We start from the raw sequence: 24,565 nt of genomic DNA on the forward strand, positions 1-24,565 counted from the left end.
TATCCTGTGCGGTATGGCCTCAGTACCCGACAGCTTCCGCCGATTGCGGATCGCAGTTGTGGCAGTCGGTGATCCCACGGATCCGACGACCTGGTCGGGGACCCCTGCCGGTCTAATGGCCGGCTTCAAGGCGCTCGGGCACGAGGTGGTCCCTGTCGATGCGCTGCCGCCGAGACTTCCGCGCAGAGCGGCTCTGAGTGCTATCGCCGCGAAGAGGCTCATCACGGGTCCTCGGTTCTCGCCGACGGGCGCCCTTGCCGCCGCACGTTACGGATCCGAGTGGAGCACTGTTCTGGGTCTTTCGGCGAGGCAGAGGCTCCGGAAAGCCCGCCCTGATGTGATCGTCCAGGCAGGAGAAGGATGGGCAGTCGAGCATCCTCGCGTGGCGATGTACCTGGATATGACCACACATCAAGCGATCGAGCACCGAATGTTCACGCCAAAGGACAGTCTGTCAGGACTCGACGAATCGCGCGTCCGCGCTGCGGATCGTGCATTCCGTCGCGTTGATGTCATCTGTGCCTCCACGCCATGGGCTGCACGGTCTGTCGTGGAGGAACATGGAGTTCCCTCCGCGAAGGTTCACGCTGTGGGCATCGGGGCACGCCCTCTAGATGCTTCAAGACAGATCCGGGATTTCAGCACTCCGAAATACTTGTTCGTCGGCACTCGGTGGGAGCGGAAGAACGGCCCGACCGTGCTAGCCGCTTTCCGTCGTCTCCGCGAGGAACATCCCTCCGCCACGCTCGACATCGTCGGTGAACACCCTGACCTCAAGGAACCCGGAGTGAGCACCCACGGCTTCCTCGCACGGGATAATGCTGAACATCAGCGCAAACTCGCGGACCTGTATGGCCGGGCAACATGCCTTGTGTTGCCCGGGGCCTTCGAAGCTGCGGGCATCGTCTTCATCGAAGCCTCACATCAGGGCATTCCTTCCATCTGTGGAGATGTCGGAGGCGCAGCCGATCTCGTGGGTTCCGGCGGTGTCGCGGTCCCCCCTGGAGACGTGAGCGCACTGCACGCCGCAATGCGAGCGATGGTCGGCACCCCCGGGGAGCGCATGGGACTCGCCGCCAGCAAGAGAGCCGATCTCTTCACATGGCCTTCGGTGGCCCGTCGGATTCTGGAATCGCTCAACTCCGAGCAGCCCTCCGACAATGCCGGGATGTGGGAAGCGTGATTCTGACGTGCACTCCACAGCATCCCGCACTCAGCACGCAGTGGCAGGATCGTTACATCGGCAAGGGCGCCAACGTGAGCGGTGTGCTCCGGTGTCGCAACCTTGGCAGCCCCGAAACGGATAGGAGAGAGAGACGTGGCATCAACCGCTGCCGTGACATCCGCGAAGGATCTCCTGCGCCGGGCAGTCACCACACCGATTGGGGCAGCGACCGGTGCTCCAAGGGTGCATGTCGCGTCACCACTGATCAGGGGAGGAAACTTCCTGTACTACTGGATGTGGGCAGCCGGCATGGACTCCGAACGTCGGCCCGCGAGAGTACAGCTTCAGGAGTCCATCCAGGACTGGCTGGCTGAGTTCCCTCTCGCTGCTCAACTCACTGTCGCCAAGGGTGAGGTGCCGCTCCTGCGCACCGAGTGGGTCAGCGGACGCCGTCACAGGTTCGGAGTCGACTTCGACAGGTCGGATGTCACTAGCTTCTCCCACCGACTAATCGAGTCCTCACCAAGGTTTCTGGACCGTCGAGAGAGGCTCCGGTCTCTCATCGACGACGGCACGATCGTCATCAATGTCCGACGTGGCGACTACTACCAGTACGAGCACCTCTCCAGCACCTACGGGCTGGCGAATGAGCTCTACGTTCCAGCGGCGGTGAGGCTGGCCGCCGAGGCGGGACGAGGCAGCGAAAGGTTCTTCCTCGTCTCCGACGACATCCCGTGGTGTCGCGAGCATGTCAGCCCGGCCCTTGACGGCAAGGTGATCATCGACGATGGCCGGAGCGGGCCATTCGACGACCTCGCAGCTCTGTCACTTGCACGAACGTCAGTCATCACCAACTCGACATTCTCCTTCTGGGGTGCCTTCCTCGCCGCGGCCACTCGTAACGACCACATCGGGATCGCACCGCCCTATCACCTGCGCGATGAGGACGGGCATCGCAATCGTGAAGCCTTCGACCCCGACTGGCTCACGGTCGAACTCCTCACCCCCGTCACCCACGGGAGCGAGGCGTGACCCAAGCAGCCCGTCGAATCGTCGTGGTCAGCCCAACTCCGGCGCTCGAGGCCCCGGGCCATGCTGGGGGTCAGCTGGTTTCCTCCATCGTGATGTCGTATCGCTCCCTCGGTGACCACGTCGTACTTCTCGCCCCCTCCACCGCCCCAACGCTGGTCGAGCTTGAACGAACCAAGGTCATTTGTGATACCCGGCTTCTGGGTCGCCCTCGCGACAATCGTGGATTGCGACGGCTGCTTCTGACACTCGCGCATCGAGCAATGCCTCCGATGCTTCGGTGGGATCCGTATCTCCCGTGGATCCCCTTGGTCCTCGACCTGCTCACCGATCCCTCACTCCGCGCTCTGCTACGGGGCGCCGACGTCGTAGACCTTCAGTGGGAAGAGTACGGACGGCTCGCGCCCCTCGTGAAGATGCTGTCCCCCGGATCCCTGATCACGTGCATGTTCCATGACGTGAACGACCAGCGGGCCACGCGCCGGCTTCATGCCGCCGACACGACAAGCATCAAGAAAGCGCGGCGACAGCTCAGACAAGTACAGCGCGCTGAACGCAGACTGACTGCGCGGCTCGACGCAGCATTCGTGCTTTCCGAGAAGGACAAGAAAGTGCTCACCTCCGTCGCCCCAGGGGCTCCCACCCGTGTGGTGCCACCGCCTCTGGCTGATTCAAGTATTCCAATGGTCGACACCGAGCACCGAGAAGCAGCCGTAGGATTCGTGTCCGCCCTCGGACGCCAGGAGAACCGGGACGCCGCGCATCGCCTCGTGCACTCCGTCTGGCCGCTCATCCACCAGGCACTTCCCGATGCACGCCTCATCCTCGTGGGAGGCGGACTCGATCTCTCGACGAAGGCGGGATTCCTGGAAGTTCCCGGTGTGGAAGTGACCGGATTCGTGGACGACCTCGATGCGCAGTACCGGCGGTTCAGCGCCACCCTCTCGCCGATCTCGACCGGTGCTGGGGTGAAGTTCAAGATCCTCGAGTCGATCATTCGCGGCCTACCGACGATTACCACCTCGGTGGGCATCGAGGGGATCGAGCCGGACCTCGCGGAAGCTGTCGGGGATGACGACGCAGAGCTGGCGAGAGCCACCATCGCCGCTCTGCAGGACACGGATGCCCCCAAGCGAGCACGGGCGGCGTCAGCACAGGCGAGGCAGCTCTACAGCCGGGAGCGATTCCACCAGGAGTACCAGGCAGCGTTTCGGTAGTCCCCGCCGCCCCGTTCTGCCGGTCTGCGAGGCCCCGCGACCTTCACCGAATCCTGACCTTCTCGCCCCCGATCCCCACCCCGGCCGGACTTCCGCTCCGTAGCGTCGACGTCACCAGCAGAAGACGAGAGCAGCGCGAGAGCAGGAGGGAGCCCCGCCATTAGCGACCCCGTCGTGAGCGACCCAGTCATGAGCGACCCAGTCATGAGCGACCCGGTGCTCATCACCCGTGGCCTCACCAAGCGCTACGGCGCGCACACCGCCGTGAACGCGGTGAGCCTCCGCCTCGAGCGCGGGCGGGTGTACGGGCTGATCGGCCGCAACGGCGCCGGGAAGACCACGCTGATGCGGCTCATCACCGGGCTCAGCCTCCCCACCTCCGGCACCATCGAGCTGTTCGGCTCCGGCACCGGCCACCCTCGCCAGCAGGACCTCGCCCGGATCGGCACCCTCATCGAGTCCCCCACCCTGCACGGCGCGATGACCGCGCGGCAGAACATGCACCTTCACCGCCTGCTGCGCGGCGTGCCCGACCCCGGCATCGAGGAGAAGCTGCTGGAGGTGGTGGGCCTTTCCGGCACCGGCCGCAAGAAGGTCCGCGACTTCTCCCTCGGCATGCGCCAGCGCCTCGGCATCGCCCTCGCCCTCGTCGCGGACCCCGAAGGGGGATCACCCCCGCGAAGAAGAGCCCCATGAGTACTGCAAGTGCCACAAAGGCACCGAACAGTGCGCCCCACCCGAACCTGCTCTTCGCAGTCCCTTCGCCACCCATCACAGCTCCTGTCCGTGACATCGCCGCCCTCGGGACGCGCCCGATGCGCGGCAGCTCCGCTCAGTCGGCGAAGCAGTGGTCCCATCCGCCCTTGTTGTCATAGCCGCCGGCGTCGTCGATCACCCAGCCGTGCGGTCCTCCGCGGGTGAGCTCATATTGCACCGTCCAGTACGCGCAGGACTCCCCCTCGGGGACGTACTTCGGCGCCTGCCAGGACAGGAAGGTCACCACCGCGCTGCGTGTGTCGCCGCTGCCGCTGACGTCGAGGATCAGCACATCCTCGATGACGCTGGTGCTCTGGTCCTCGCTGAACGCCTCGAGCGAGTAGCTCGACTGGTTCCGCTCGGAGCGCTGGGCGTAGGCCCGCTCGTAGTCCGAGCTGTTGATGCCGTCGAAGTAGTCGTAGTAGACGTGCGTGACCGCATCGACGTCGGGCCCCTCGGCGATCGACGTGACGAGCACGGAGGGGTCGTAGACAGAGTCCTCCTCGACCTCCTCGAAGTCGCAGCTCTCGGCCGACAGCGGCTCGGGGGTGTCCCGCCAGTCGTCGACGCGCGCGGCGGCGAGATCGGAGGGCACCGCATAGCCGTAGCCAGGCACCGCACTGCCCGTGCTCTCGACGCGCTGACCGGTGACGACGCCGACGATCTCGCCGTCCGCATCGATCAGCGGACCACCGCTGTTGCCCGGGTTGATCGCTGTGGAGATCCGCATCGCGTTCGGCACGGCGATGCCCGACTCCCCGTACTCGATCGGCTCGTCATGGGTGCTGATGGTGCCCGGGCCGGAGAAGGACAGGGGGCCGCTCAGCGGGTAGCCGAGCGCCGCGACCGGTGTGCCGACGGGGGCGCGCTCGTCGGACACCTCGAAGATGTGACCGCTCAGCGGACGCTCCGCACTGACCAGCGCGAGGTCGTCACCGGGCGAGTAGCCGACGACCTCGCCGACCACGGCCTGGTCCCCGAGCTGCAGCTGGATGCTCGAGTAGCCCTGGACCACGTGGGCGGCGGTGAGGACGAGGTCGTTGGCGACCAGCGCGCCGCTGCCCATTCCCGCGTAGTCGCCGCACATGCCCACGGCCACGCGGACCACCCCGTCGGACACTTCGTCATACGTGGACACGAAATCTCCCTCGGGCTCATCCGTGGTCGTCGGAGGAGCCATGGGCCCTTCCTGCTCCTCGTCCGACTCCTCGGCGGGCCCATCCGAGACGGGATCCTCTTCGTCTCCGGTGACGCCCGGCGGATCGGAGATCGGCTCGCTGATCCCCTGCTCCTCCACCTGCTCGGAGACGGGGCTGGTCGGCCCGCCGCCCGAGCGGGAGAGAAACGAGCCCCCGCCGAGGAAGACGAAGTAGACGCCCAGCGCGGCCACGAGGGCGAGCACGGTGAGGAGCGCGCCGGCGACGATGAATGCCGCGGGACTTCCTCCAGATGGTCTCTGCATGTCCATGGTCTCCCCCTCGCTGGTGCACCGCGCTCACCGGGCGCCATCACCTCGGTGTCGGAATGTGGAGCTGGGTTCCCGAGCCCTACGAAAGCTCGGAGATGCCCGGAGTATTGCATCGGACATTTCAGACAGCAATGGGTGGGGGATTCTTCTTCGGTCCGGGCCGAACAGGAATGTCCGGGAAAAGCTTATCGGCGACTCCCCGAACTATTACCGATCAGTCATGCCCGCGGAATTCCCTGGCTCCGAACTCCGCACGCATGACCCGTCGTACCTCAGCGGGTCTTCGCGCCCGCGCCGAGGGTTGACTCGCCGGGAGCGAGGGCGCCGACCACCTTGTGCGGGACGTACGGGGCCTCGAGCTCGGCGATCTCGTCGGCCGAGAGCTCGAGGTCGAGCGCGCCGAGCGCGCCGTCGATGTGGGAGGTCTTGGTCGCGCCGATGATCGGGGAGATCACCGGGTTCTTCGCGAGCAGCCAGGCGAGCGCCACATGCACGCGCTCCACGCCGCGCTCCTGCGCGATGCGGGCGACGGCCTCGACGATCGCGCGGTCGGTCTCCTCGCTGGAGTCGTACTTCGACTTCGCGGTCTGGTCGGTGCGGGCGCGCTCGGTGTCCGCGTCCCAGTCGCGGGTCAGGCGCCCGGCGGCCAGCGGGCTGTACGGGGTGGAGGCGACGCCGAGGTCCCGCAGCAGCGGCATCATCTCCCGCTCCTCCTCGCGGTACAGGAGGTTGTAGTGGTTCTGCATGGAGACGAACTTGGTCCAGCCGTGGGTCTCGGCGACGTGCTGGGCCTTGAGGAACTGCCAGGCGAACATCGCCGACGCCCCGAGGTAGCGGACCTTGCCGGAGCGGACCAGGTCATCCAGCGCCTGCATCGTCTCCTCGATCGGGACCGTATGGTCCCAGCGATGGATGATGTACAGGTCGATGTAGTCGGTGCCGAGCCGGCGCAGGCTCGCCTCGGCCTCGGCGATGATCGACTTGCGGGAGAGCCCCCCGCCGTTGGGGCCCTCGTGCATCTTCCCGTGCACCTTGGTGGCCAGCACGTACTCCTCGCGCTTGGCGTAGTCCACCAGCGCCTTGCCGACGATCTCCTCGCTGCGGCCGATCGAGTACACGTTGGCGGTGTCGAAGAAGTTGATGCCCTGGTCCAGGGCGTGCTTGATGACGGGGCGGGAGGCGTCCTCGTCCAGGACCCACTGGTGGATCCAGCGCTCCCGGTCGCCGAAGCCCATCGTGCCCAGGCACAGGCGCGAGACATCCAGTCCGGTATTGCCCAGCTTCACGTAGTCCATGCGGTGCTCCTTCGGATGCGCGGATGCGGAGTCGTGGGCGCTGTGCGCCCGACGCGTCCATGCTGGCACCGCCGCTCGGCCGACGGGAGGGGCTGCCAGTTCCCCCCTTCCCGCTCCACCGCGCCGGGCGGCGATCATCTGCGGGATGTTCTTCCTCGCGATCGGCGTCGCGGCGCTGCTGTTCGTCTTCGGCCTGCTCGTCGCGCCCGGGTCGATGTCGAACTTCGTGCCGCTGAACCTCGTCGACACCTGGACGTACCTCGTGCTGCGATCGTGCTGGTCGGTCTGTCATTCCTGTCCGGTGAGGTCAGGCCCGCCCCGGTGAGGACCCTCCGGCACGCCTGAGCCGTTCGCGCCGGGTCGCCGCTGCGGCGGCGATCCGGCGGCAGACGGTGCTCAGGAGCACTTGCGGAAGGTCTTGCCGCCGGGCATGCCGTAGCGCTTGCCGGTGTACCCGCCGTCGTCGGAGTAGAGGATCTCCGGGCCGTACGGGACGCAGCTGGAACCGGAGGAGCCGCCCGAGGAGGACTTCCCGGAGGAGGACCCGCCCGACGAGCCGGAGCCAGAGGAGCTTGAGCCCGAGGACGTACCGGAGCCGGAAGAGGATCCGATGGACGAACCGGACGAGGAGCCGGACGAACTGCCGCCGGACTTCCCGGAGGAGGAGGACCCGGAGGAGGACGCAGCCGGTTGCTGCTGTGCCTTCCTCTCGCGCTCCTTCCGCTCCCTCTCCTCGCGCTCTTCCCGTTCCTGCTCCTCGCGCTCGCGCTCTTCGCGCTCCTGCCGCTCGCGCTCCTCGCGTTCGCGGCGCTCGCGCTCCTCCTTCTCCTTGCGCAGGCGCTCCTGCTCCTCGTCGTAGGCGGTCTTCGCCTCCTGCATCCGCTCGTGGCCGGTGGTGCCGCGCTCCAGCACGTCGCCGGCCTCCTCACGGCGCTCCGACATGTACTGCGCCATCAGCGGCGCGGCGAGGACGGCATTGCCGAGCCCGGGCAGCCCGTCGTCGGCCAGCCCCGCGACGAGCGCGTCGGCGTCCTCGACGACGGTCGCGGCCTCGGCGAGGGGACCCGCCGGATCACCCTCGACGGTGGTCGGGATCCCGTCGGCCGCCTGGGCGACCTCGGCGATCTGCGCAGGGATCGTGCAGGCGATGTCGGCGGCGAACAGCCCGAGCCCGTCGGCCTGCGCCGTCGAGGCGGCCTCCTCGACCTCGGGCAGGAAGCGATCGTTCGGCTCGAAGAGCACGGGCACGCCCAGCCCGGCCGCGGCGATCTCGGCGTTGACCAGCGAGTCGGACTCCAACACGCCGGCGAGTGTGCGGCCGTAGCGGTCGGTGCGCTCCTGGTCGTACTCGAGCTCGATCTCGGTACCCGCGGGCAGTCGCTCGGCGAGGAACTCGCTCGCCTCCGGGCCCAGGCATTGCACGGGCTGGTCTGGGTCCTTCGTCTCGGGGGTGTCGATGTTCAGCAGGCGGATCGTCGTCTCCTCGCCGCGGATGTCCGCGATGAGGGTGTCCCCGTCGACCACGCGCACCACGGTTCCCCGGCCGTCACCGCCGATCCCACCCACGGCACCGGCCGCCACCGCACCGACCACCACGACCCCGGCCACGAGGGTCGCGAGAACGCCCCGCCGCGTCCCGGTGCCGACCGCCCCGTGCTGCCCTCGGGTGTGCTTTCCGCCCGCCACCACCGCATCCGCCTTCCGCAGACCCTGACACTTGACGGATCAAGTATCGGCGAGCGGTCGGACATTCGAGCTTCGAGTCCAAGGCGCAGAGCGGGCAAGGGGGGCGGGGCAGACCGCAGAAGCGGACCCACAGAGGTGACGACGGATAGTCGCTCAGAAGTTCCGTTTCATCACCGGGTCAGTCTCGTCCTCATCCCTCGACTTCCGCAGGAGCTTCCGGAGGCCCGCTCCGAGCGGGGCGCCGGCGACCACGAGGATGAGGGTCAGAAATCTGTTGTCCAGCCATCCCTGAAAGCCGAGCCAGATCAGGACGGCGAGGAGGACCAGGTAGACGCCGATCGCCAGCTTCCGCTCGAACGGGGTGAGCTCCCAGCGCCGCGACGACGGCCTCGTGCCACCCACGGCCCCCTCCCCCGTGAACTGCCCGAAGTGCGGCCCGTCACCCGGCCCCTGCGCATCGTTTCCCCGACGATTCCCCATGCCCACCAGCGTAGAGGGCGAGACCAGTGTGCGCAGGGGGCGCGCTCAGTCCCCGAAGTAGCGGGAGGCGAGGTTCGCGATGCGCCGGACGAGCGGGATGCCGACGACGAAGATCAGCCACCAGGCGTTCCAGCCCGAGCGGTAGAACGTGAACGCGATGACGATCAGCACGACGATCGAGACGAGGGCCGAGATCAGCTCCTTGGTACTCGGCCGGCCCTGGGGCTGACGGGTGCGCCTGCTGCTCCGGGCCTGGTCACCGGTGAACTCGCCGAAGCGCGGCGCGGACTCCTCGGGCACACTCCGCCCCTCGGCGGTCTGCGCACTGTCCGGGGTGAAGTCCGAGGACCAGCCCCCGTCGGCCGCGCCCCCGCTCCCCGGGCCGCCGACCCCCGCGCGCCCGCGGCCCTTGCCGCCGAGCCAGGAGGGGTCGCCCTCCGGGTCATGACTCTCTGATCCCCATCGATTCCCCATGCGAACACCTTAGGCGTGACGGCGCCGCCGCCCCAGAGGATCGGCCGCCCGGTCCCCCTGCCGCGCGAGGTCCGCCCACAGGCCTTCCCTTCGCCGCACCCGTCGATATGATGACTTCATCATGCCGCTATCCCGCGCCCAGCGCCCCCTGTACGAGATCAAGGCGAACCTCTTCAAGGGCCTCGCCCACCCCTTCCGCATCCGGATCCTCGAGCTGCTCTCCGCCGCTCCCGAGGTCTCTGTCGCGAGCCTCCAGCAGGAGACGGAGCTCGAGGCCTCCCACCTCTCCCAGCACCTCGCCGTGCTGCGCCGCCACCACCTGGTGATCTCCGAGCGGCGCGGCAGCCACGTCTACTACCGCCTGGCCGACCGGCGCACCGCCGAGCTGCTCGCCGTCGCCCGCGAGCTGCTCATCGGGATCCTCTCCGCGGAGAACGACCTGCTGGGCGACGCGGAGGACCTCCCGGCGTTGCCCGGCGCCCCGTCGGAGCCCGTGGAGTCCCCGTCGGCCGAGCCCGCCTCCACAGGGGCCGGCGCATGAGCGCCCCCGCGTCCCGGCCCACCCTCGACCCGTCGATTCTCGCGCCCGAGCCCGCGCCGCGCACCGCCGGCGAGCGAGCCCGCGAGGCGCCCGCCACTCGGAGCTGCTGCGCAAGGTGGGCGTGCTGCGCGCCCTGCGCCACCAGCACCACCTGTTCGAGACCTTCGACGACGCGCTCGCGCATGCGCGCTCGCACGTGCGCCGGGCCCGGGAGGAGCGGGAGGAGCGGGAGGAGCGAGAGGAGCGGGAGTCTGCCGCGAAGAGCGCGGGCGGCGTTGAGGAGTTCGAGATCTGACCTCGGTGCCGACACCTTCGTATAGATGGCGTCAAGTATCAGGAGGTATCGAGGACTGCCCGGCCGCTCCCCCAGGGATGCGCACCGAGCAGGCAGCTCGGGGTGGACGCGGACAGCGCAAAAGGCGTTGAGCCTGGCGTCCGGTCACAGATACGGTCACGGCCATGCCCGACCTCACGATCACCACGCTGGACGACACGACTGCGCAGTTCATGGCCGACTCGATCCCCGTCTGGGCATCAGCTGTCCCGGCATGGCGACGGAGCATGGACGAGGGCCGCACCACGCTGTTGGTCGCTCTGCTCGACGGAGCTCCCGTCGGTGTCGCTCAGCTGGTCCACGGCGTGATCCCCGAGGTGTGCAACGTCGGCGTGCTCGCGCCGCACCGCGGCCACGGCATCGGCTCCGCGCTGATGAGGGAGGCGGAACGGCGGGCGGCGCCCGCCGGCGGTCTGCGCCTCGGTGTCGGGGTCGACAACCCGTCGGCACGCGCGCTCTACGAGCGGCTCGGGTTACGGCCGACAGGCGAGCGCACGACGACCACGTACGACTATGTCGGTGCGGAGGGCGCCACCCGCACCGCCACCGAGACCGACGAGTGGATGGAGAAGACCCTTCCCTGACGCCGCTGCCCCGCACCCGACGGGGAGCATCGCAGCCCTGCCCCGACAGTGAGTCTCCATGTCAGGATGGCAGCTCTTCCAGGATCTGAAACGCGGTGACCATGGCTCTCTCCTCCGACCTCGACGGCGCGCTCGCCCGTGCCCGGATGCTGTTCGCCATGCTGGCGGCCCCGACGCTCCGCGCCGGGCTCGGCGCGCGACTCACCGGATCCGCGGTCGACGAGGACCCGGGGGTGCGAGGCCCGCTGTCCGCACTGGACTGGCTGGATGCCGAGGGACGGATCGACCTGGACACCGTGCGGGCCACGGCGGAGTCCCTGGGGTTCCTGCGCTCGGACCAGGTGCTGCTGGAGGTGGGCCGGCTGGAGGAGCTGCCGGTGGACATCGAGGAGAGCCGAGAGGTGAGCTGCCGGATCGTGCGCACGGTGTTCGAGCGGGTCGGACCGGGACGCCGGCTCGGGGAGCCGGAGCTGAACGCGGCGCTGGCGATGTTCACGGCGAACGTGCCGGTAGTGCGGCGCGATGCCGTGGATGCCGGGGTGCTCGCACGCACAGCGGACGGCGGCTCCTACTGGCTCGCTGCCGACCAATGACGCTCGGCGGAGGACCCCGCGCCCTGCCGCAGATCGGTCGATTCCGTTCCAGATCCGGCCCAGAACTGGAACGGAATCGACCGATCTGAGCTGCGGACCAGAGCGGACGCCCGCGGCGCCCGGAGGCGCTCCCCTCACGCCACGCGGGCGAGCTCCTCATAGCGGCTGCGCAGCTCGGCGCGGGTGGTCCAGCCGCTGAACAGCCCCTCCCCCGGCTCGATCTGCCGACCGGCGGCGAGGGAGCCGAGCAGCGCGGCGTCGTAGCCGAGGCGGTCGAGGATCCGGCTCACAGCCTCCGCGGCGCGGGCGTCGTCCGAGGCGACCGCGATGGCGCGGCGCTCGGGGTGCTCGGCGCGGCGGCCGTGGTCCTCCACGTCGTGGTAGCCGATGTGGTTCAGGGCCTTCACGACGGTCGCGCCGGTGAAGTGGCGGGCCAGCAGCTCGGAGGTGGACAGCTCCCCGTGCACATCCCCGGCGGCGTCCCGCGCGGCGGTGACGGCGGCGGCGTCCGCCTCGCCCCAGGGGTTGGTGACGTCGACCAGGATCGCACCGTGGAGCGCGGCCGGGTCGAGGGTGAGTGCGACGTGCAGCGGCACCGTGAGCAGCACGATGTCGCTGGTGGCGGCGAGGTCCGCGAGCGGGGTCGGGACGGCGCCGGGCAGCTTCGCGGCGAGCACGGGCGCGGCCGCGCGGCCGGACACGTGCACCTCGAGACCTGCGCGCAGGGCCGTGCGGGCGAGCGCGGTGCCGATCTTTCCCGGGCCCAGCAGACCCAGCCGCGGGGTGCGGAGGCCGCGGGGTGCGAGCGCCGTGACCCCGGCCAGCACCGCCTGTCGACGCCACGCGGAGTCCTCGGGCCGGCCGTGCGCCGCGGACTGCAGCGCGGTCGCGGCAGCGGGCGCATCGAGGCCGGCGAGATCGGAGGCCACGTGAGCGTCCACATCGTCCCAGGTCCCGCCTGCCGAGCCCTCGTCGGCCGCGCCCGGAGCGCCCTCGCGACCGCGGGAGGCGGCGTCGAGCAGCTCGCGGGCCAGCGCGTCGTTCCGTCGATGGCAGGGAGCATTGGTGCGGGGGCGGGCGAAGGCACCGATGGGCAGCTCGGAGGTCCACGGGCCGACCGCCCACAGGCGCGGCTGCACGGTGCCGTCGGGAGCGATCACGCGGTGGTGGTCGTCCACATCCAGGGCGCCCGGGGCCGCGGCGGACTCGCGCCCCACCGCCGCCCCACCGCCGGCGACGAGGTCGCGCAGCAGGGGGTTGGTGGACTCGGCGAGGGACGCCTCGGGCAGGAACGCGTCCACGAGCGCGGTCGCGGAGACCTCGGTGCCGGCGCCGCCGCGGGCGATGAAGCGGCCGGTGGCGTCGTCGGCGCGCACGCGGGTGCGCGGTCCGAGGAAGCGGACGACGCCCGCGCGCTCGAGGGCGAGCAGCTGCTGGAGGCGATGCGGGGGCGGTCCGGAGTCGACGAAGCTGAACAGGGAGTGCCACCAGCGGGGGTAGTCGCCGCGGGACTCCTCGCGCAGCCGCGAGGCGGGCAGCTGGTCCACGAGCGCGCCGTGCAGGCGCAGGAGCAGCTGGAAGAGGGTGCGGGCGGGGGTGACGTCGCCGTGGGTGCGCTCGCGCAGGTCCGCCTCGATGTAGCGGACCACGGCGTCGCGGGTGACCTGGTGGTCGGCCTCACCGTCCAGCCAGGCCAGCGGATCGTCCAGCCACGCGAGCGGTTCCTCGCCCTCGACGGGGGCGGGGGCGCCGGGGACCTGTGCGGCGATCTCCGCGGCGATCAGCGGCAGCACGTCGGCTCGGAAGTCCAGCAGGCCGCGCTCGTCCTCACGGGCGGCGAGGTTCTCGGCGGTGACGTGCTGGAAGGCGGTCAGGCCGGTGGGCTCACCCTCGGCGCGGACCTTGGAGTGGTAGGGCACGCCGCGACGGGAGCCCACCCACAGGCGCGGCTCCAGGCCGGAGGCGGTGTACTCGAGGCGGCCTGGGTCGTCCGGGCGCGGGGCGGGCGTGAACTCTCCGCCGCGGCCCTCGGTGAGCAGGGCCATGAGGTCGATGAACCCCAGCCCCATGCCGCGCACGATGACGTCCTCGCCCTCTCCGAGCTGCTCGAGGCGCGCGTCGTTCGCCTGGGAGGGCGGCAGGTAGGCGCCGCCGTGGCGGCGAGCGAAGGCGGCCAGCTCGTGGCGCGCGGCCGACGGGCGCGAGTCGGTGTGCCCGGCGGCCAGCAGGAGCAGGTCCGCGGGGAGCGGGGCGCGGTCCTCGAGGGCGACGGTCCACGCCGCATCCCCCGACCCGGCGCCGTTGGCCCGGCCGCGGCGCACCCCTGTCGCGATGGTGCGGTGCACGGTGACCGACACCGTTCCGGGCAGCGCCGCGAGGACCTGGCCGAAGAACCACTCCAGGTACAGGGCCTGGACGCGGCGGCTGGCGAAGTCGGTCTCACCGAGGGCCTTGATCTCCTCGAGGCGCTCGGTGCCAGCGGTGGGCGCGGCGATCTCGCCGCGGCGGATCCCGTCGGCCCATTCGGCGAGCGACGGCCCCGCGACGACGGGGCCGGCGATCTCGACGGTCTCGTCCGTGAAGATCGACACATCGGCCGCGCGGGAGTTCATCAGCAGAAGACCGGACTCGTCGGCCCGCCAGATGCGGCCGGAGCCGGGCATGTGGGGGTCGATCACGTCGATATGGAGAGGGCGTTCCTCCAGTTGGGAGGCATGTTCGGGCTGTGCGGCGCTAGCGCCGAGGCGCTCGACCACGCCGATGGCGCGGGGTCCGCCGCCGACGATCACCAGGCGGGTGGGCGCACTGGCGGCGGCGCCCTGGGCGGCCGTCCCGCTGCCTGCGCTGATCCGGGAGTTCATCCGGTCGGGTCCCTTCTGACGTGCATCTATGTCGCTGCATGACCACTCATAGTGAGCACCTTGCATCTCCATTAGATTCACTAATATCGTCTGCCTCTGCAACCCCGGACCGCATCACGGTTCACGCACCGTCACGGAAGGCACAGACATGACCTCCTCCGTCGTCACCCACGACACCGCGCGTCGCACCCCCGCGACCGATGCCGCGATGGGGTCCGACGTCATGTCGGGCCCGTCCGGTTCCACTCCCCACGGCGCGGACCCCCACGGCTCCGGCAGCGGCTCCGGCGACGGGCCCCGTCCCGGCGCGATCACCGCCGTCTCCGACGCGGAGCTCTCGCGGCTGAAGGTGGTCCCCGCGAAGCATCCGGGCCGCGTGGTCCTCGCGGTGGTCGTCGGCCTGCTCGTCGCCCTGGTGCTCTACTCCTTCGTCACCAACCCTCGCTGGGAGTGGGGCGTGGTGGCGCAGTGGTTCTTCGCCGAGTCGATCATCCGCGGACTGCTGGAGACCCTGAAGCTCACCGCGCTCGCCGGCGCCGTCGGCTTCGGCCTGGGCCTGGTGCTCGCGCTCATGCGGCTGTCCCCGTCCTCGCTGATCTCGTCGGTGAGCTGGACGTTCTCCTGGATCTTCCGCTCCACGCCCCTGCTGGTCCAGCTGCTGCTCTGGTACAACCTGGGCTACCTCTACGAGCGCGTCACCCTCGGCATCCCGCTGACGGACGTGACCTTCGTCGATGCGCGCACCAGCGACCTGATGACCCCGATGCTGGCCGCGGTCCTGGGCCTGGGCCTGCACCAGGCGGCCTATGCGGCCGAGCTCATCCGCGGCGGGATCCTGTCGGTCGACCAGGGTCAGCTCGAGGCGGCGAGCGCACTGGGCATCCCGGCCCGCGACCGCTCACTGCGCATCGTGTTGCCCCAGGCGATGCGGGCGATCCTGCCCACGGCGTTCAACGAGATCATCGGCCTGGTCAAGGGCACTGCGATCGTGTACGTCCTCGCCCACGCCGAGCTGTTCTTCACCGTCCAGCTGATCTACGGCCGCACCCAGCAGGTGCTGCCGATGCTGCTGGTCGCGACGGTCTGGTACATCGTCATCACCTCCGCGCTGTCGATCGCGCAGTACTACATCGAGCGCCACTACTCCAAGGGCGCCGTGCGCACCCTGCCGCCCACTCCGCTGCAGCAGGTCCGCACCCGTCTCGCCCGCCTCCGTCCCACCCCCTCGGGAGCCTCCGCATGAGCCCGCTGTCCCTGCTCCGCCGCCGCACGGGCCATGACGCCGTCGGCACCCCCGCGCCGGACCGGTCGGCCGGTTCCCTCACGCCCGCCCCGTCGGCCGGCACCCCGCCGGCCGACGCCCCCGCCGCCCGCGGCGGGCTCATCGAGATCCGCGGGGTGCGCAAGTCCTTCGGCGACCTCGAGGTGCTGCGCGGCATCGACCTGACCCTGCCGCCCGGCTCGGTCACGGCGATCCTGGGCCCCTCGGGCTCGGGCAAGTCGACCCTGCTGCGCTCCATCAACCACCTCGAGCCCGTCACCCAGGGCCTGATCAGCGTGGACGGAGAGATCATCGGCTACCGCCGCGACGGGGACCTGCTGCACGAGCTGCACGAGAAGGAGGTGCTGCGCCAGCGCACCGCCATCGGGATGGTGTTCCAGAGCTTCAACCTCTTCGCCCACATGACCGCGGTGCAGAACGTCGCCGAGGCGCCCCGCCGCGCCCTCGGCGTCCCGAAGGCCGCCGCCGAGGCGCGGGCCCGGGAGCTGCTCGCGCTCGTGGGCCTGGAGGACAAGCTCGACGTCTACCCCCGTCAGCTCTCCGGCGGCCAGCAGCAGCGCGTCGCGATCGCCCGCGCCCTCGCGCTCGAGCCGAAGGTGCTGCTGTTCGACGAGCCGACCAGCGCGCTGGACCCGGAGCTGGTCGAGGAGGTGCTCGCCGTGATCCGCGACCTGGCCCGCGCCGGCACCACCCTCGTGATCGTCACCCACGAGATCTCCTTCGCCCGGGACGTGGCCGACACGGTCGTGTTCATGGACCGCGGCGTGATCGTCGAGCAGGGACCGCCCTCCCAGGTCATCGACCATCCCTCCCACGAGCGCACCCGCACCTTCCTCCAGCGCGTGCGCACCGGCACGGAGCAGCCGAGCACCGAGCAGCCCGACCTCGACGAGCCCGTCCCCACCCCCGCCTCCCCCGCCCTCCCCCGATCCTCCGAGGACCAGTCATGAACCCCCGCACCACCCGTCCTGCCCCGCGCCGCCTCTCCCGTCGCTCCGTCGCCGCCTCCGGCCTGCTGCTGCCGCTCGGCCTGCTGGCCGCCTGCTCCGATCCGGCCCCCACCGCGACCGGCGGCGGTGCCGCGGCCGCGAGCGACGGCGGCGGATCCTCCGCCTCCGACGGCGGCGGCGAGAGCGCCGGCTCCGTGGACACCACCGGCACCCAGGAGCTGATCCGCTCCACGCCCGACGAGTCGGTCGCCGCCCTGCTGCCGCCCGAGATCGCCGAGGCCGGCGTGCTGCGCGTGGGCGTCAACGGCACCGGCTCGGCGCCGCTGACGTTCCTGGCCGACGACAACCAGACCCTGATCGGCTCCGAGATCGACATCGCGCGCATCGTCGCCGACAAGCTCGGGCTCGAGTTCGACCTGCGCACCACCACCTGGGAGAACTGGCCGCTGAAGCTCGAGGCCGGCGAGTTCGACGTGGTCCACTCCAACATCGGCATCAACGCCGAGCGCCTGCAGAAGTTCGACTTCGCCTCCTACCGCGCCGCCTACATGTCCTTCCTGGTCAAGAAGGGGGCGGACTTCTGGCTCGAGGACGCCGACTCCCTCTCCGGCCGCATCATCGCCGTGGGCGCCGCCACCAACCAGGAGCGGATCCTCACCGACTGGAACGCCGAGCTCGTCGCCGCGGGCAAGGAGCCGGCGGAGCTGAAGAACTACTCCACCGAGGCCGACACCCTGCTCGCCCTCGGCTCCGGCCGCGTGGACGGCTACATCGCCCCCTACGCTTCGCTGAGCTTCGTCGCCGACCGCCGCGACGACATGGAGCTGCAGGGCCGCATCAACGCCGGCTGGCCCGACGAGACCCTGGTCGCCGCGACCTTCCCCGGCGGCAGCGGCCTGGCCGAGCCCTATGCTGCCGCGCTCAACGCCCTGATCGAGGAGGGCACCTATGCCCAGGTCCTCGACCGCTGGCTGCTGAGCGACGAGGCCCTGCCCTCCTCCCGCGCCCACACCAAGGAGAACCCGTGACCGTCGCCGCCACCACCGAGAAGGAGAACAGCGCCCCTGTGACCACCACCGACGCCCCCACCACCGACTCCGCCGCCGCGGCCGGCGCGGCCTCGGACGCGCAGGGTCGCACCCTGCCCGTCCTCGCCGTCGACCTCGTCACGACCCCCGAGCTGCTCGGCTCCCTCGCCGAGCTCGCCCGCGGCCTCGAGGACGCGGGAGTGGGCGCGCTGACCCTCAGCGACGGGGGCCTGCACCCCATCCACGTCGCCTCCCACCTCGCGCCGCTGACCCGCAGCGTGGGCCTGCTGCCCCGCACCGACGCGATCTACGTCGAGCCCTTCCACCTCGCGACCCAGCTGATGAGCCTGGACCACATCAGCCACGGCCGCGCCGGCTGGCTGCTGCTCGCCGAGACCGACCCGGCCGTCCCGCCGACCGTCGGCCGTGAGCTGCTGAGCCTCGAGCAGACCGCCCGCGAGGCGGCCGACGTGCTCGCCGCCGCCCGCCTGGTCTGGGACTCCTGGGCCGACGACGCCGTGGTGCGCGACACCGAGAAGGGCCTGTACTTCGACGCCTCGCGCCTGCAGTACGCGGACGCCCGGGCGGAGACCTTCTCCGTGCGCGGCCCCGCCATCACCCCCCGCTCCCCGCAGGGCCTGCTGCCCGTGCTCGTCGCGGACACCGACCGCGAGGCTGTGGGCGAGGCGGCGACGGCCGCGGCCGACGGGCGCGTGCTCGACGTCGATCTCGCCGCCGGCGCCGATGCCGTGCGCTCCGCCCTCGAGACCGCCCTCTCGGGCGCAGAGGACGGGCAGGCCGGAGAGGGGCAGCCCGCGCTTCGCCTCGTGCGCCTGACGGGCCTGGACCTCGACGCCGATCCGCTCGGCACCGTGCAGGCGCTCGCCGCGGACCTGCGCGCCGCGGGCCTGATCGCCCCGGTCCCGTCGGCCGGCGTCGACCTGCGCACCCAGCTGGGCCTCGCGCCCGCCCCCCACGTCGCAGATCCTGTGCGTCGCTCCGACCGCGCCCGCCTGACCTCGAAGGAGTCCGCATGACCGCCGGCCACTGGCCCCTCCCGACCGCCCCGGAGCTGTCCGAGGAGGCGCGCGCCCTCGCCACCGGCACCGCCGAGCACCCGATCCACCCCGAGCACACCCCCACCGGGCAGCTCGCCTTCGGCGTGTTCTTCCAGGGCGTGAACTCCTCGACCATCTGGCGCCTGCCCGAGAGCGGCGACCAGGTGGCGTGGGAGTCCTTCGAGTCCCTGATCCGCACCGCCGAGCGCGGCAAGTTCGCGGCGTTCTTCCTCGGCGAGGGGCTGCGCCTGCGCGAGCACCGCGGCGTGCCCTTCGAGCTCGACGTCGCCGGGCGCCCCGACGCGCAGACCCTGCTCTCCGCCCTCGCCGCGGTGACCTCCAAGATCGGTCTCGTCGCCACGCAGAACACCACGTTCAACGACCCGGTCGACCTCGCCCGCCGCCTGCAGACCCTTGACCTGCTCTCCGGGGGCCGCGCCGGCTGGAACATCGTCACCACCGACAACGCCTGGACGGGCGAGAACTTCCGTCGCGGCGGCTACCTCGACCACGCCGACCGCTACACCCACGCCGAGGCGTTCGTGCAGGTCGCCGAGCAGTTCTGGCGCGGAGAGAAGATCTCCCACGACGGCGCCCACTACACCGTGCGCGCCGAGGGGACCCTGCCCCGCTCCGCGCAGGGCCGCCCGACCCTGTTCCAGGCGGGTGCGTCCCCCGCCGGGCAGGACTTCGCCGCCCGCACCTCGGACGTCATCTTCTCCCCCCACGCCTCGCTCTCCGCCGCGGTCGACTTCCGCCGCTCCATCGTGGAGCGCACCGTCGCCGCGGGCCGCGACGCGGGCGCCGTGAAGATCCTCCCCGGCGCGGAGATCGTCCTCGCCGAGACCGAGCAGGAGGCCGACGAGAAGGTGCGCTGGGTGCGCGACCTGCAGATCGGCCCCGAGCAGGCCATCGCCCTGCTCGAGCAGTACTGGGGCCGGGACCTCTCCGAGTTCGACCCGGAGGGTCCGTTGCCGGACGTGCCGCCGGAGGTCGAGGAGTCCGGGGTCACCCGGGGTGCCGGCTTCCAGTACGCCAAGGCCGAGGAGCTCACCCGCACCTGGCGCGAGGAGGCGAAGGAGAAGGGGCAGAACATCCTCGAGTTCGCCCGCGTGAAGTCCGGCGCCCGCCGCGGCGAGTTCACCGGCAGCTACGACGCGGTCGCCGACCGGCTCGCGGAGTACGCGGCGCTCGGCGCGATCGACGGTCTGAACATCACCCCGTGGCTGATCCCGTCGGGCCTGGACGACATCGTCGACCACCTCATTCCGCGCCTGCAGGAGCGGGGCGTGTACCCGGAGGACTACGCCGGGGACACCCTGCGGGAGAACCTGGGCCTGCCGCCGCTGTGACCGCTGGCTGCCGCGCGGCCTGACCGCTCAGGGGCAGAGGGACCTCGGGGGCGCGACCATCACGGTCGCGCCCCCGACGTGCCCCAACCCATAAGCACAGCTATCCACCCACGGGTACGATGGTGCGCATGGATCCTCGACGCCTGCTCATCTTCCGCACCGTGGTGCGCAACGGCTCGATCGGCGCCGGCGCCCGCGAGCTCGGCTGGACCCAGCCCGCGGTCTCCCAGCACCTCGCGGCGCTCGAGAAGGAGGTCGGGACCCAGCTGCTGCTGCGCTCCTCCTCCGGCATCACCCCCACCGAGGCCGGCTCGCGCCTGGCCGCGCATGCCGAGGCGATCGCCGCCCAGCTGCACGCGGCCGAGGAGGAGATCGAGGCGATCACGGCGCTGCGCCGAGGCAGCGTGAAGTTCGGGACCTTCCCGTCAGCCGCCGCGATGATCCTGCCCCAGGTGCTGAACCGGCTACGCGAGACCGCGCCCGACCTCGACGTCACCTTCTCCGAGCTGGAGCCGCCGGACGCCGTCGACGCGCTGCGCGAGGGCGATCTCGACCTCGCGCTCGTGTTCCGCTACCCCTGCAGCGACATCGGCGACGAGGGCACCCTGGAGTGGACCCCGCTCATGGAGGACCGGGTCATGCTCGTCCTCCCCACGGACCACCCCCACGCCGAGGACCCCGACCTCACCCTCGGCGATCTCGCCAAGGACGAGTGGATCGCCGGCTGCGAGCGCTGCCGCGCGAACCTCATCTCCTCCGCCCGCCGGGCCGGCTTCTCCCCGATCGTGCGCCACTCGACCGACGACACCATCGTGGTCCAGCAGCTCATCACCCACGGCGGCGGCGTGGCGCTCGTGCCCGAGACCGCGCTCGAGGCCGCCCCGGCCGCCGACCTCGTGGTCCGTGCGATCCCCGACCTCGACAACCGCATGATCGGCCTGCTGAACCGCCGCGGCGCCCTGTCGATCCCCGCCGTCGGCGCGCTCCGCGACGCGCTGGTCGCCGAGACCACCGAGCGCCTGGCCACCGCGGTGATGATCTGAGCATGGCCGCCTCCGACGACGCCGTCCCCGGCGACCGCACCCCCGAGACGCCCGACGCAGGCGCCCCCCGCGACCGCACCCCAGGCGACCGCACCCCGAGCGACCCCGACCGCACCCCGATGGCCACCACCGCGCCCGCGCGGGCGTGGCTGCGGCCGATCCTCATGCTGCTGGGCGGGCTGTTGCTCGCCGGGCTGCTGATGCTCGCCGACCAGCGCCTCGCCGCCCTGCTCGCGGCACTGTTCGCGCTGTTCATGGCCTACTGGACGAGCCCGCTGCGCTCCGGCCCCCACACCTCGCTCGCCGATGCCCTGGCCCGCAAGGACGAGGGCGCGACCGTGATCCTGTGGGCGCCGGGCAACCCGCTGTCCGCCCGGCTGCAGGCCGTGGTGCGCACCCCGCGCGAGGATCAGGAGGTGGTGTGGGTGAACGTCTTCCACGACGCCGAGGCGCGGGCGCTCGTCGAGCAGCACGGCGGCGCGGACGCGCTGCCGCTGGTCCTCATCGGCGAGGACGTGATGACGGCCGTGACCGCCGCGGAGCTCGAGCGCCGTCAGGAGGAGCAGCGGCGCCAGGACGAGGAGCGGCGCCGCGGCGGGAGCCCGTCGGCCGACTGACCCGTCGGCCGACTGATCCGTCGGCCGATCCCGGGCCGACTGACCCCGCGGCCGACCGGCCCCGCCGACCGGCCGACCTCTCAGGCCTCGGGCAGCTCGCCCACCACGACGGTCCACTCGCGCGCGGTGCGCTCGGTGATGACCTGCTCGCGCCAGAACGGATCGGCGTCCAGGGCGGCGAGCGCGGCGTCGGCCGAGTCGGCCCGCACGATCACGAGCGCACCCGGCGCACCGTCGGCGAGCGGCCCGGACAGCGCCACGACGCCCTGGCTGTGCAGCTCGGCGAGATGCGCGCGGTGCTCGGGTCGGAACGTCCCCACGCGGTCGGCATCGTCGATGTAGGTGTACTGGACGGCGAAGGTGGCCATGACTCCCCCTTGGAGCGCTCGGCGGGCAGGATGGGGTCCGTCGGCCGACGAGGGCGCGGGCCGGAGGACCTGACGACCATCCTCCCCCACACGCTCGGGCCCGGGGCGGGCCGTCCGACCCGAGGCAGCGGAGTAGCCCGTGGGCGGGGCCCAGCATTGAAGGTTTACTTTTCCGGAATTACGGATAACATGGATCTCGTTCACGGGAGCCCTGCCGATCGGAAGGAGGAGCGATGTCCGACGTCGCTGGGATGTCCGCTGCGGACCCTGCCGAGGCCCGCGCCGGCGATCCCGCGCTCCAGGACCGGCTGGTCGCGCTCGAGGAGCGCGTGCATCAGCTCGAAACCCGCCTCGGCGGCGGCGGGGCAGACATCGCAGACACTGCCGCCAGGGGCGGCGATCCCGTCGGCCGCGACGAGAGCGCCCGCCCTGCCGATCCCCCGTCCCACGAGGACGTCTTCTGGGCGCTCGAGGGGCTGAAGGAGCGCGTGCCCGCACCGGGCGGCGTGCTCCTGACCGGCGCGGTCGAGGTGGGCGCCGGGCGCCTCGACTACCAGTGGGCGCGCCCCACCGAGCACCTGCTGGAGACCGACTGGACCGGGCGCGCCGACGCGCTCGCCGCGCTCGGGCACCCGCTCAGGATGGCGATCCTGCGTCACCTGCTGGACGGCGAGCGCACCGTCGCCCAGCTGGTCGAGGAGCTCGAGCTCGGATCGACGGGCGTCGCCTACCACCACCTCTCGGCCCTGCAGTCCGGAAGCTGGGTCCACTCCCCGCGCCGCGGCAGCTGGGCGCTGCCCGCCGACCGCGTGATCCCCCTGCTGACCATCCTGATCGCTCTCGAGAGAGGCTGACCGTGTCCGCACCCGACGGCACCCCCGACCGCGCCGATGACGACACCCCCGACCCTGCTGCGGGGTTCCCGGCCGTGACCCGCCGCACCGCTCTCGCCGTCGGCGTCCCGACCGTCGCCGCGCTCGTGGGGCTGACGGCGCTGACCGCCCCGCGCCCCGCCCGGCTCGGCGAGCCCACCGGCGACGAGACGCTGACCAGCGCGATCGCCGGGCAGCTGGACGGGCACCGCCACGTCGCCATCGCCTACCTCGACGGCTCCGGGCAGACGCGCTTCTGCGGTTTCGGGGCGGACGAGAGCACCGAGTTCGAGATCGGCTCGGCGACCAAGACCTTCACCGGCGCGCTCATGGCCGAGGGGATCGCCCGCGGCGAGGTCACCGCGGAGACCACCGTCGAGGAGATCCTCGGCGACGAGGCCGCAGACAGCGCGATCGCGGACGTGACCCTCGCGGAGCTCGCCACCCACACCTCCGGCATGCCGCGGCTCGGCGGCGCGACCCTCGGCGCGTCCCTCGCCGGGACGTTCCTGCGCAAGGATCCCTATGCCGGCCGCGACGCGGACCAGGTGATCGCCGACGCGCTCGCGACCACGCCGTCGGGCCGCGGCGAGTACGCCTACTCCAACATCGGTGCGGCGCTCGAGGGGCAGCTGCTCGCCCGCGCCGCCGGCACGGGCTACGGCTCCCTGCTCGCCGAGCGGGTCCTCGACCCGCTGGGCCTCGCCGGCACCTATCTGCCGCTCACCGAGGCGGGTATGCGCGAGGGCGCGCCGCGCGGGCACACCGCGACCGGGCTCGGCAGCGCGGCCTGGACCTTGGACGGCAGCGCCCCCGCGGGCGGCCTGCGCTCCACCGCCGCGGACCTCGCCGTCTACCTCCAGGGCACCCTGGACGGCTCCGCACCGGGCGCCGATGCCGCCACCGAGGTGCTCTTCGAGGGCAGCGCCACCAGCCGCAACGGCATGAACTGGTTCCACCAGGACGTGGGCGACGGGGTGTGGGTGACCTTCCACAACGGCCAGACCGGCGGCTTCGCGTCCTTCCTCGGCTTCGTCCCCGAGACGGGCCGGGGAATCGTGCTGCTCACCGACACGGCCCGCAGCATCGACACCCTCGGCGTCCGCATCCTCACCGGGGAGGTGGCCCTGTGACGACGTTCCTGCTGCTCCTGCCGCTGCTCGCAGTCCTCGTCCTCGCCGGCGCGCTGCTGGTCTCGTGGTTCACGCTGTGCGTGCGCTACCTGCATCCGTGGCGGATCGCGCTGCGGGTGCTCGGCGCGGCGACCACGATCGGCGTGATCGGCCTGGCCTCGGTGCTGCCCGACTCGCTGTGGTGGCTGCTGTGGCTGCCGGTGGTGCTCACGATCGGTGCCGCGGCGATCGCGCTGCGGCGTCTGCTGGTCTCGCACCCACCCTCGCGGCCGACGCCCAAGGAGGCGAAGCTCCTCACCCGCCCGAGCATCGCGACGATCGCGGTGGACATCGCGCTCTACGTCGCGCTGGTCGTGGTCGCGCTCCTCGCCGGCTGATC

At 71.3% G+C, this 24,565-nt stretch carries 26 protein-coding genes; 19 read left to right on the top strand and 7 right to left on the bottom strand.

The window, feature by feature from the left end:
* The first annotated feature begins 388 nt into the window (after positions 1–388).
* From HNR70_RS13075 to HNR70_RS13090, 4 genes are all read left to right on the top strand, one after another.
* A complete protein-coding gene (locus HNR70_RS13075) occupies positions 389–1,183 on the top strand; it encodes a glycosyltransferase family 4 protein (RefSeq protein WP_246375758.1) in 795 nt (264 codons plus the stop codon).
* A 135-nt stretch (positions 1,184–1,318) separates the two neighbouring features.
* A complete protein-coding gene (locus tag HNR70_RS13080) occupies positions 1,319–2,197 on the top strand; it encodes an alpha-1,2-fucosyltransferase (RefSeq protein WP_184326046.1) in 879 nt (292 codons plus the stop codon).
* A 305-nt stretch (positions 2,198–2,502) separates the two neighbouring features.
* The gene (locus tag HNR70_RS13085; RefSeq protein WP_221421135.1) at positions 2,503–3,411 is read left to right on the top strand and encodes a glycosyltransferase family 4 protein; all 909 of its coding nucleotides are present in this window, start codon (positions 2,503–2,505) and stop codon (positions 3,409–3,411) included.
* A gap of 189 nt (positions 3,412–3,600) precedes the next feature.
* Positions 3,601–4,107: an ATP-binding cassette domain-containing protein gene (locus tag HNR70_RS13090; RefSeq protein ID WP_246375222.1), complete on the top strand. Its 507-nt coding sequence runs from the start codon at positions 3,601–3,603 to the stop codon at positions 4,105–4,107.
* Positions 4,108–4,243: 136 nt separating this feature from the next.
* Here HNR70_RS13090 and HNR70_RS13095 read toward each other — a convergent pair whose 3' ends face one another.
* Both HNR70_RS13095 and HNR70_RS13100 read right to left on the bottom strand, forming a co-directional pair.
* The gene (locus HNR70_RS13095) at positions 4,244–5,635 is read right to left on the bottom strand and encodes a S1C family serine protease (RefSeq protein ID WP_184326048.1); all 1,392 of its coding nucleotides are present in this window, start codon (positions 5,633–5,635) and stop codon (positions 4,244–4,246) included.
* Positions 5,636–5,907: 272 nt separating this feature from the next.
* Complete coding sequence (locus HNR70_RS13100) at positions 5,908–6,930, bottom strand: aldo/keto reductase (protein ID WP_184326049.1); 1,023 nt, start codon at positions 6,928–6,930, stop codon at positions 5,908–5,910.
* 145 nt (positions 6,931–7,075) lie between these two features.
* Here HNR70_RS13100 and HNR70_RS13105 point away from each other — a divergent pair, with 145 nt between their 5' ends.
* Positions 7,076–7,255 (top strand): hypothetical protein, encoded by a 180-nt coding sequence (locus HNR70_RS13105; protein ID WP_184326050.1) that lies wholly within the window; start codon positions 7,076–7,078, stop codon positions 7,253–7,255.
* Positions 7,256–7,326: 71 nt separating this feature from the next.
* Here the strand turns inward: HNR70_RS13105 and HNR70_RS13110 are convergent, their stop codons facing one another.
* The 3 genes from HNR70_RS13110 to HNR70_RS13120 all read right to left on the bottom strand — a co-directional run bounded on the left by HNR70_RS13110 (position 7,327) and on the right by HNR70_RS13120 (position 9,570).
* On the bottom strand, positions 7,327–8,619 hold the full coding sequence (locus HNR70_RS13110; RefSeq protein WP_312857671.1) for a thermonuclease family protein: 1,293 nt from the start codon (positions 8,617–8,619) through the stop codon (positions 7,327–7,329).
* 150 nt (positions 8,620–8,769) lie between these two features.
* Positions 8,770–9,018, bottom strand: a complete 249-nt coding sequence (locus HNR70_RS13115; protein WP_184326051.1) for a hypothetical protein — start codon at positions 9,016–9,018, stop codon at positions 8,770–8,772.
* 123 nt (positions 9,019–9,141) lie between these two features.
* Complete coding sequence (locus tag HNR70_RS13120) at positions 9,142–9,570, bottom strand: hypothetical protein (protein WP_184326052.1); 429 nt, start codon at positions 9,568–9,570, stop codon at positions 9,142–9,144.
* Positions 9,571–9,691: 121 nt separating this feature from the next.
* On the opposite strand from HNR70_RS13120, the gene HNR70_RS13125 reads away from it, so the two are divergent.
* The 4 genes from HNR70_RS13125 to HNR70_RS13140 all read left to right on the top strand — a co-directional run bounded on the left by HNR70_RS13125 (position 9,692) and on the right by HNR70_RS13140 (position 11,622).
* Positions 9,692–10,111 carry an ArsR/SmtB family transcription factor gene (locus HNR70_RS13125; protein WP_184326053.1) on the top strand — a complete coding sequence of 140 codons (420 nt, stop codon included), beginning with the start codon at positions 9,692–9,694 and terminating at the stop codon, positions 10,109–10,111.
* Between the two features lie 121 nt (positions 10,112–10,232).
* Entirely contained in the window at positions 10,233–10,406 is a 174-nt protein-coding gene (locus HNR70_RS13130) for a hypothetical protein (protein ID WP_184326054.1), read from the top strand.
* Between the two features lie 164 nt (positions 10,407–10,570).
* Positions 10,571–11,029: a GNAT family N-acetyltransferase gene (locus HNR70_RS13135; RefSeq protein ID WP_246375223.1), complete on the top strand. Its 459-nt coding sequence runs from the start codon at positions 10,571–10,573 to the stop codon at positions 11,027–11,029.
* Positions 11,030–11,130: 101 nt separating this feature from the next.
* Entirely contained in the window at positions 11,131–11,622 is a 492-nt protein-coding gene (locus HNR70_RS13140; RefSeq protein WP_184326055.1) for a DUF2087 domain-containing protein, read from the top strand.
* 134 nt (positions 11,623–11,756) lie between these two features.
* On the opposite strand, the gene HNR70_RS13145 is transcribed toward HNR70_RS13140, so the two are convergent.
* Positions 11,757–14,483 carry an FAD/NAD(P)-binding protein gene (locus HNR70_RS13145; RefSeq protein WP_184326056.1) on the bottom strand — a complete coding sequence of 909 codons (2,727 nt, stop codon included), beginning with the start codon at positions 14,481–14,483 and terminating at the stop codon, positions 11,757–11,759.
* A gap of 148 nt (positions 14,484–14,631) precedes the next feature.
* On the opposite strand from HNR70_RS13145, the gene HNR70_RS13150 reads away from it, so the two are divergent.
* The 7 genes from HNR70_RS13150 (at position 14,632) to HNR70_RS13180 (ending at position 21,813) form a co-directional block, all read left to right on the top strand.
* On the top strand, positions 14,632–15,726 hold the full coding sequence (locus HNR70_RS13150) for an amino acid ABC transporter permease (RefSeq protein ID WP_246375224.1): 1,095 nt from the start codon (positions 14,632–14,634) through the stop codon (positions 15,724–15,726).
* A complete protein-coding gene (locus tag HNR70_RS13155) occupies positions 15,723–16,715 on the top strand; it encodes an amino acid ABC transporter ATP-binding protein (protein WP_184326057.1) in 993 nt (330 codons plus the stop codon). The genes HNR70_RS13150 and HNR70_RS13155 overlap by 4 nt, the downstream gene beginning before the upstream one ends.
* Entirely contained in the window at positions 16,712–17,743 is a 1,032-nt protein-coding gene (locus tag HNR70_RS13160; RefSeq protein ID WP_184326058.1) for a transporter substrate-binding domain-containing protein, read from the top strand. The genes HNR70_RS13155 and HNR70_RS13160 overlap by 4 nt, the downstream gene beginning before the upstream one ends.
* Entirely contained in the window at positions 17,740–18,780 is a 1,041-nt protein-coding gene (locus tag HNR70_RS13165) for an LLM class flavin-dependent oxidoreductase (protein WP_312857672.1), read from the top strand. Before HNR70_RS13160 ends, HNR70_RS13165 begins: the two co-directional genes overlap by 4 nt.
* A complete protein-coding gene (locus HNR70_RS13170) occupies positions 18,777–20,153 on the top strand; it encodes an LLM class flavin-dependent oxidoreductase (protein ID WP_221421136.1) in 1,377 nt (458 codons plus the stop codon). Before HNR70_RS13165 ends, HNR70_RS13170 begins: the two co-directional genes overlap by 4 nt.
* A gap of 128 nt (positions 20,154–20,281) precedes the next feature.
* Positions 20,282–21,196 carry a LysR family transcriptional regulator gene (locus HNR70_RS13175; RefSeq protein ID WP_184326059.1) on the top strand — a complete coding sequence of 305 codons (915 nt, stop codon included), beginning with the start codon at positions 20,282–20,284 and terminating at the stop codon, positions 21,194–21,196.
* Between the two features lie 2 nt (positions 21,197–21,198).
* Positions 21,199–21,813 (top strand): hypothetical protein, encoded by a 615-nt coding sequence (locus HNR70_RS13180; RefSeq protein ID WP_246375225.1) that lies wholly within the window; start codon positions 21,199–21,201, stop codon positions 21,811–21,813.
* Positions 21,814–21,893: 80 nt separating this feature from the next.
* On the opposite strand, the gene HNR70_RS13185 is transcribed toward HNR70_RS13180, so the two are convergent.
* The gene (locus HNR70_RS13185; RefSeq protein WP_184326060.1) at positions 21,894–22,181 is read right to left on the bottom strand and encodes a YciI family protein; all 288 of its coding nucleotides are present in this window, start codon (positions 22,179–22,181) and stop codon (positions 21,894–21,896) included.
* Between the two features lie 233 nt (positions 22,182–22,414).
* Between HNR70_RS13185 and HNR70_RS13190 the strand changes: the two genes are divergently transcribed.
* The 3 genes from HNR70_RS13190 to HNR70_RS13200 are packed head-to-tail and all read left to right on the top strand — an operon-like array spanning position 22,415 to position 24,563.
* Complete coding sequence (locus tag HNR70_RS13190; RefSeq protein ID WP_246375226.1) at positions 22,415–23,035, top strand: ArsR/SmtB family transcription factor; 621 nt, start codon at positions 22,415–22,417, stop codon at positions 23,033–23,035.
* Between the two features lie 2 nt (positions 23,036–23,037).
* The gene (locus HNR70_RS13195; RefSeq protein ID WP_312857673.1) at positions 23,038–24,186 is read left to right on the top strand and encodes a serine hydrolase domain-containing protein; all 1,149 of its coding nucleotides are present in this window, start codon (positions 23,038–23,040) and stop codon (positions 24,184–24,186) included.
* On the top strand, positions 24,183–24,563 hold the full coding sequence (locus HNR70_RS13200) for a hypothetical protein (RefSeq protein ID WP_184326061.1): 381 nt from the start codon (positions 24,183–24,185) through the stop codon (positions 24,561–24,563). Before HNR70_RS13195 ends, HNR70_RS13200 begins: the two co-directional genes overlap by 4 nt.
* Positions 24,564–24,565: the final 2 nt, after the last annotated feature.

This window comes from Brachybacterium aquaticum (genome assembly GCF_014204755.1).
GTDB lineage: Bacteria > Actinomycetota > Actinomycetes > Actinomycetales > Dermabacteraceae > Brachybacterium > Brachybacterium aquaticum.

What these genes read in the sequence shown, in the direction of transcription:
- HNR70_RS13150 (WP_246375224.1), top strand. Translation starts at nt 14,632, where the DNA reads ATGACCTCCTCCGTCGTCACCCACGACACCGCGCGTCGCACCCCCGCG.
- HNR70_RS13190 (WP_246375226.1), top strand. Translation starts at nt 22,415, where the DNA reads ATGTCCGACGTCGCTGGGATGTCCGCTGCGGACCCTGCCGAGGCCCGC.
- HNR70_RS13145 (WP_184326056.1), bottom strand. Translation starts at nt 14,483, where the DNA reads ATGAACTCCCGGATCAGCGCAGGCAGCGGGACGGCCGCCCAGGGCGCC.
- HNR70_RS13095 (WP_184326048.1), bottom strand. Translation starts at nt 5,635, where the DNA reads ATGGACATGCAGAGACCATCTGGAGGAAGTCCCGCGGCATTCATCGTC.
- HNR70_RS13160 (WP_184326058.1), top strand. Translation starts at nt 16,712, where the DNA reads ATGAACCCCCGCACCACCCGTCCTGCCCCGCGCCGCCTCTCCCGTCGC.
- HNR70_RS13105 (WP_184326050.1), top strand. Translation starts at nt 7,076, where the DNA reads ATGTTCTTCCTCGCGATCGGCGTCGCGGCGCTGCTGTTCGTCTTCGGC.
- HNR70_RS13180 (WP_246375225.1), top strand. Translation starts at nt 21,199, where the DNA reads ATGGCCGCCTCCGACGACGCCGTCCCCGGCGACCGCACCCCCGAGACG.
- HNR70_RS13125 (WP_184326053.1), top strand. Translation starts at nt 9,692, where the DNA reads ATGCCGCTATCCCGCGCCCAGCGCCCCCTGTACGAGATCAAGGCGAAC.
- HNR70_RS13120 (WP_184326052.1), bottom strand. Translation starts at nt 9,570, where the DNA reads ATGGGGAATCGATGGGGATCAGAGAGTCATGACCCGGAGGGCGACCCC.
- HNR70_RS13170 (WP_221421136.1), top strand. Translation starts at nt 18,777, where the DNA reads ATGACCGCCGGCCACTGGCCCCTCCCGACCGCCCCGGAGCTGTCCGAG.
- HNR70_RS13175 (WP_184326059.1), top strand. Translation starts at nt 20,282, where the DNA reads ATGGATCCTCGACGCCTGCTCATCTTCCGCACCGTGGTGCGCAACGGC.
- HNR70_RS13185 (WP_184326060.1), bottom strand. Translation starts at nt 22,181, where the DNA reads ATGGCCACCTTCGCCGTCCAGTACACCTACATCGACGATGCCGACCGC.
- HNR70_RS13155 (WP_184326057.1), top strand. Translation starts at nt 15,723, where the DNA reads ATGAGCCCGCTGTCCCTGCTCCGCCGCCGCACGGGCCATGACGCCGTC.
- HNR70_RS13100 (WP_184326049.1), bottom strand. Translation starts at nt 6,930, where the DNA reads ATGGACTACGTGAAGCTGGGCAATACCGGACTGGATGTCTCGCGCCTG.
- HNR70_RS13135 (WP_246375223.1), top strand. Translation starts at nt 10,571, where the DNA reads ATGCCCGACCTCACGATCACCACGCTGGACGACACGACTGCGCAGTTC.
- HNR70_RS13075 (WP_246375758.1), top strand. Translation starts at nt 389, where the DNA reads ATGTACCTGGATATGACCACACATCAAGCGATCGAGCACCGAATGTTC.
- HNR70_RS13090 (WP_246375222.1), top strand. Translation starts at nt 3,601, where the DNA reads ATGAGCGACCCAGTCATGAGCGACCCGGTGCTCATCACCCGTGGCCTC.
- HNR70_RS13140 (WP_184326055.1), top strand. Translation starts at nt 11,131, where the DNA reads ATGGCTCTCTCCTCCGACCTCGACGGCGCGCTCGCCCGTGCCCGGATG.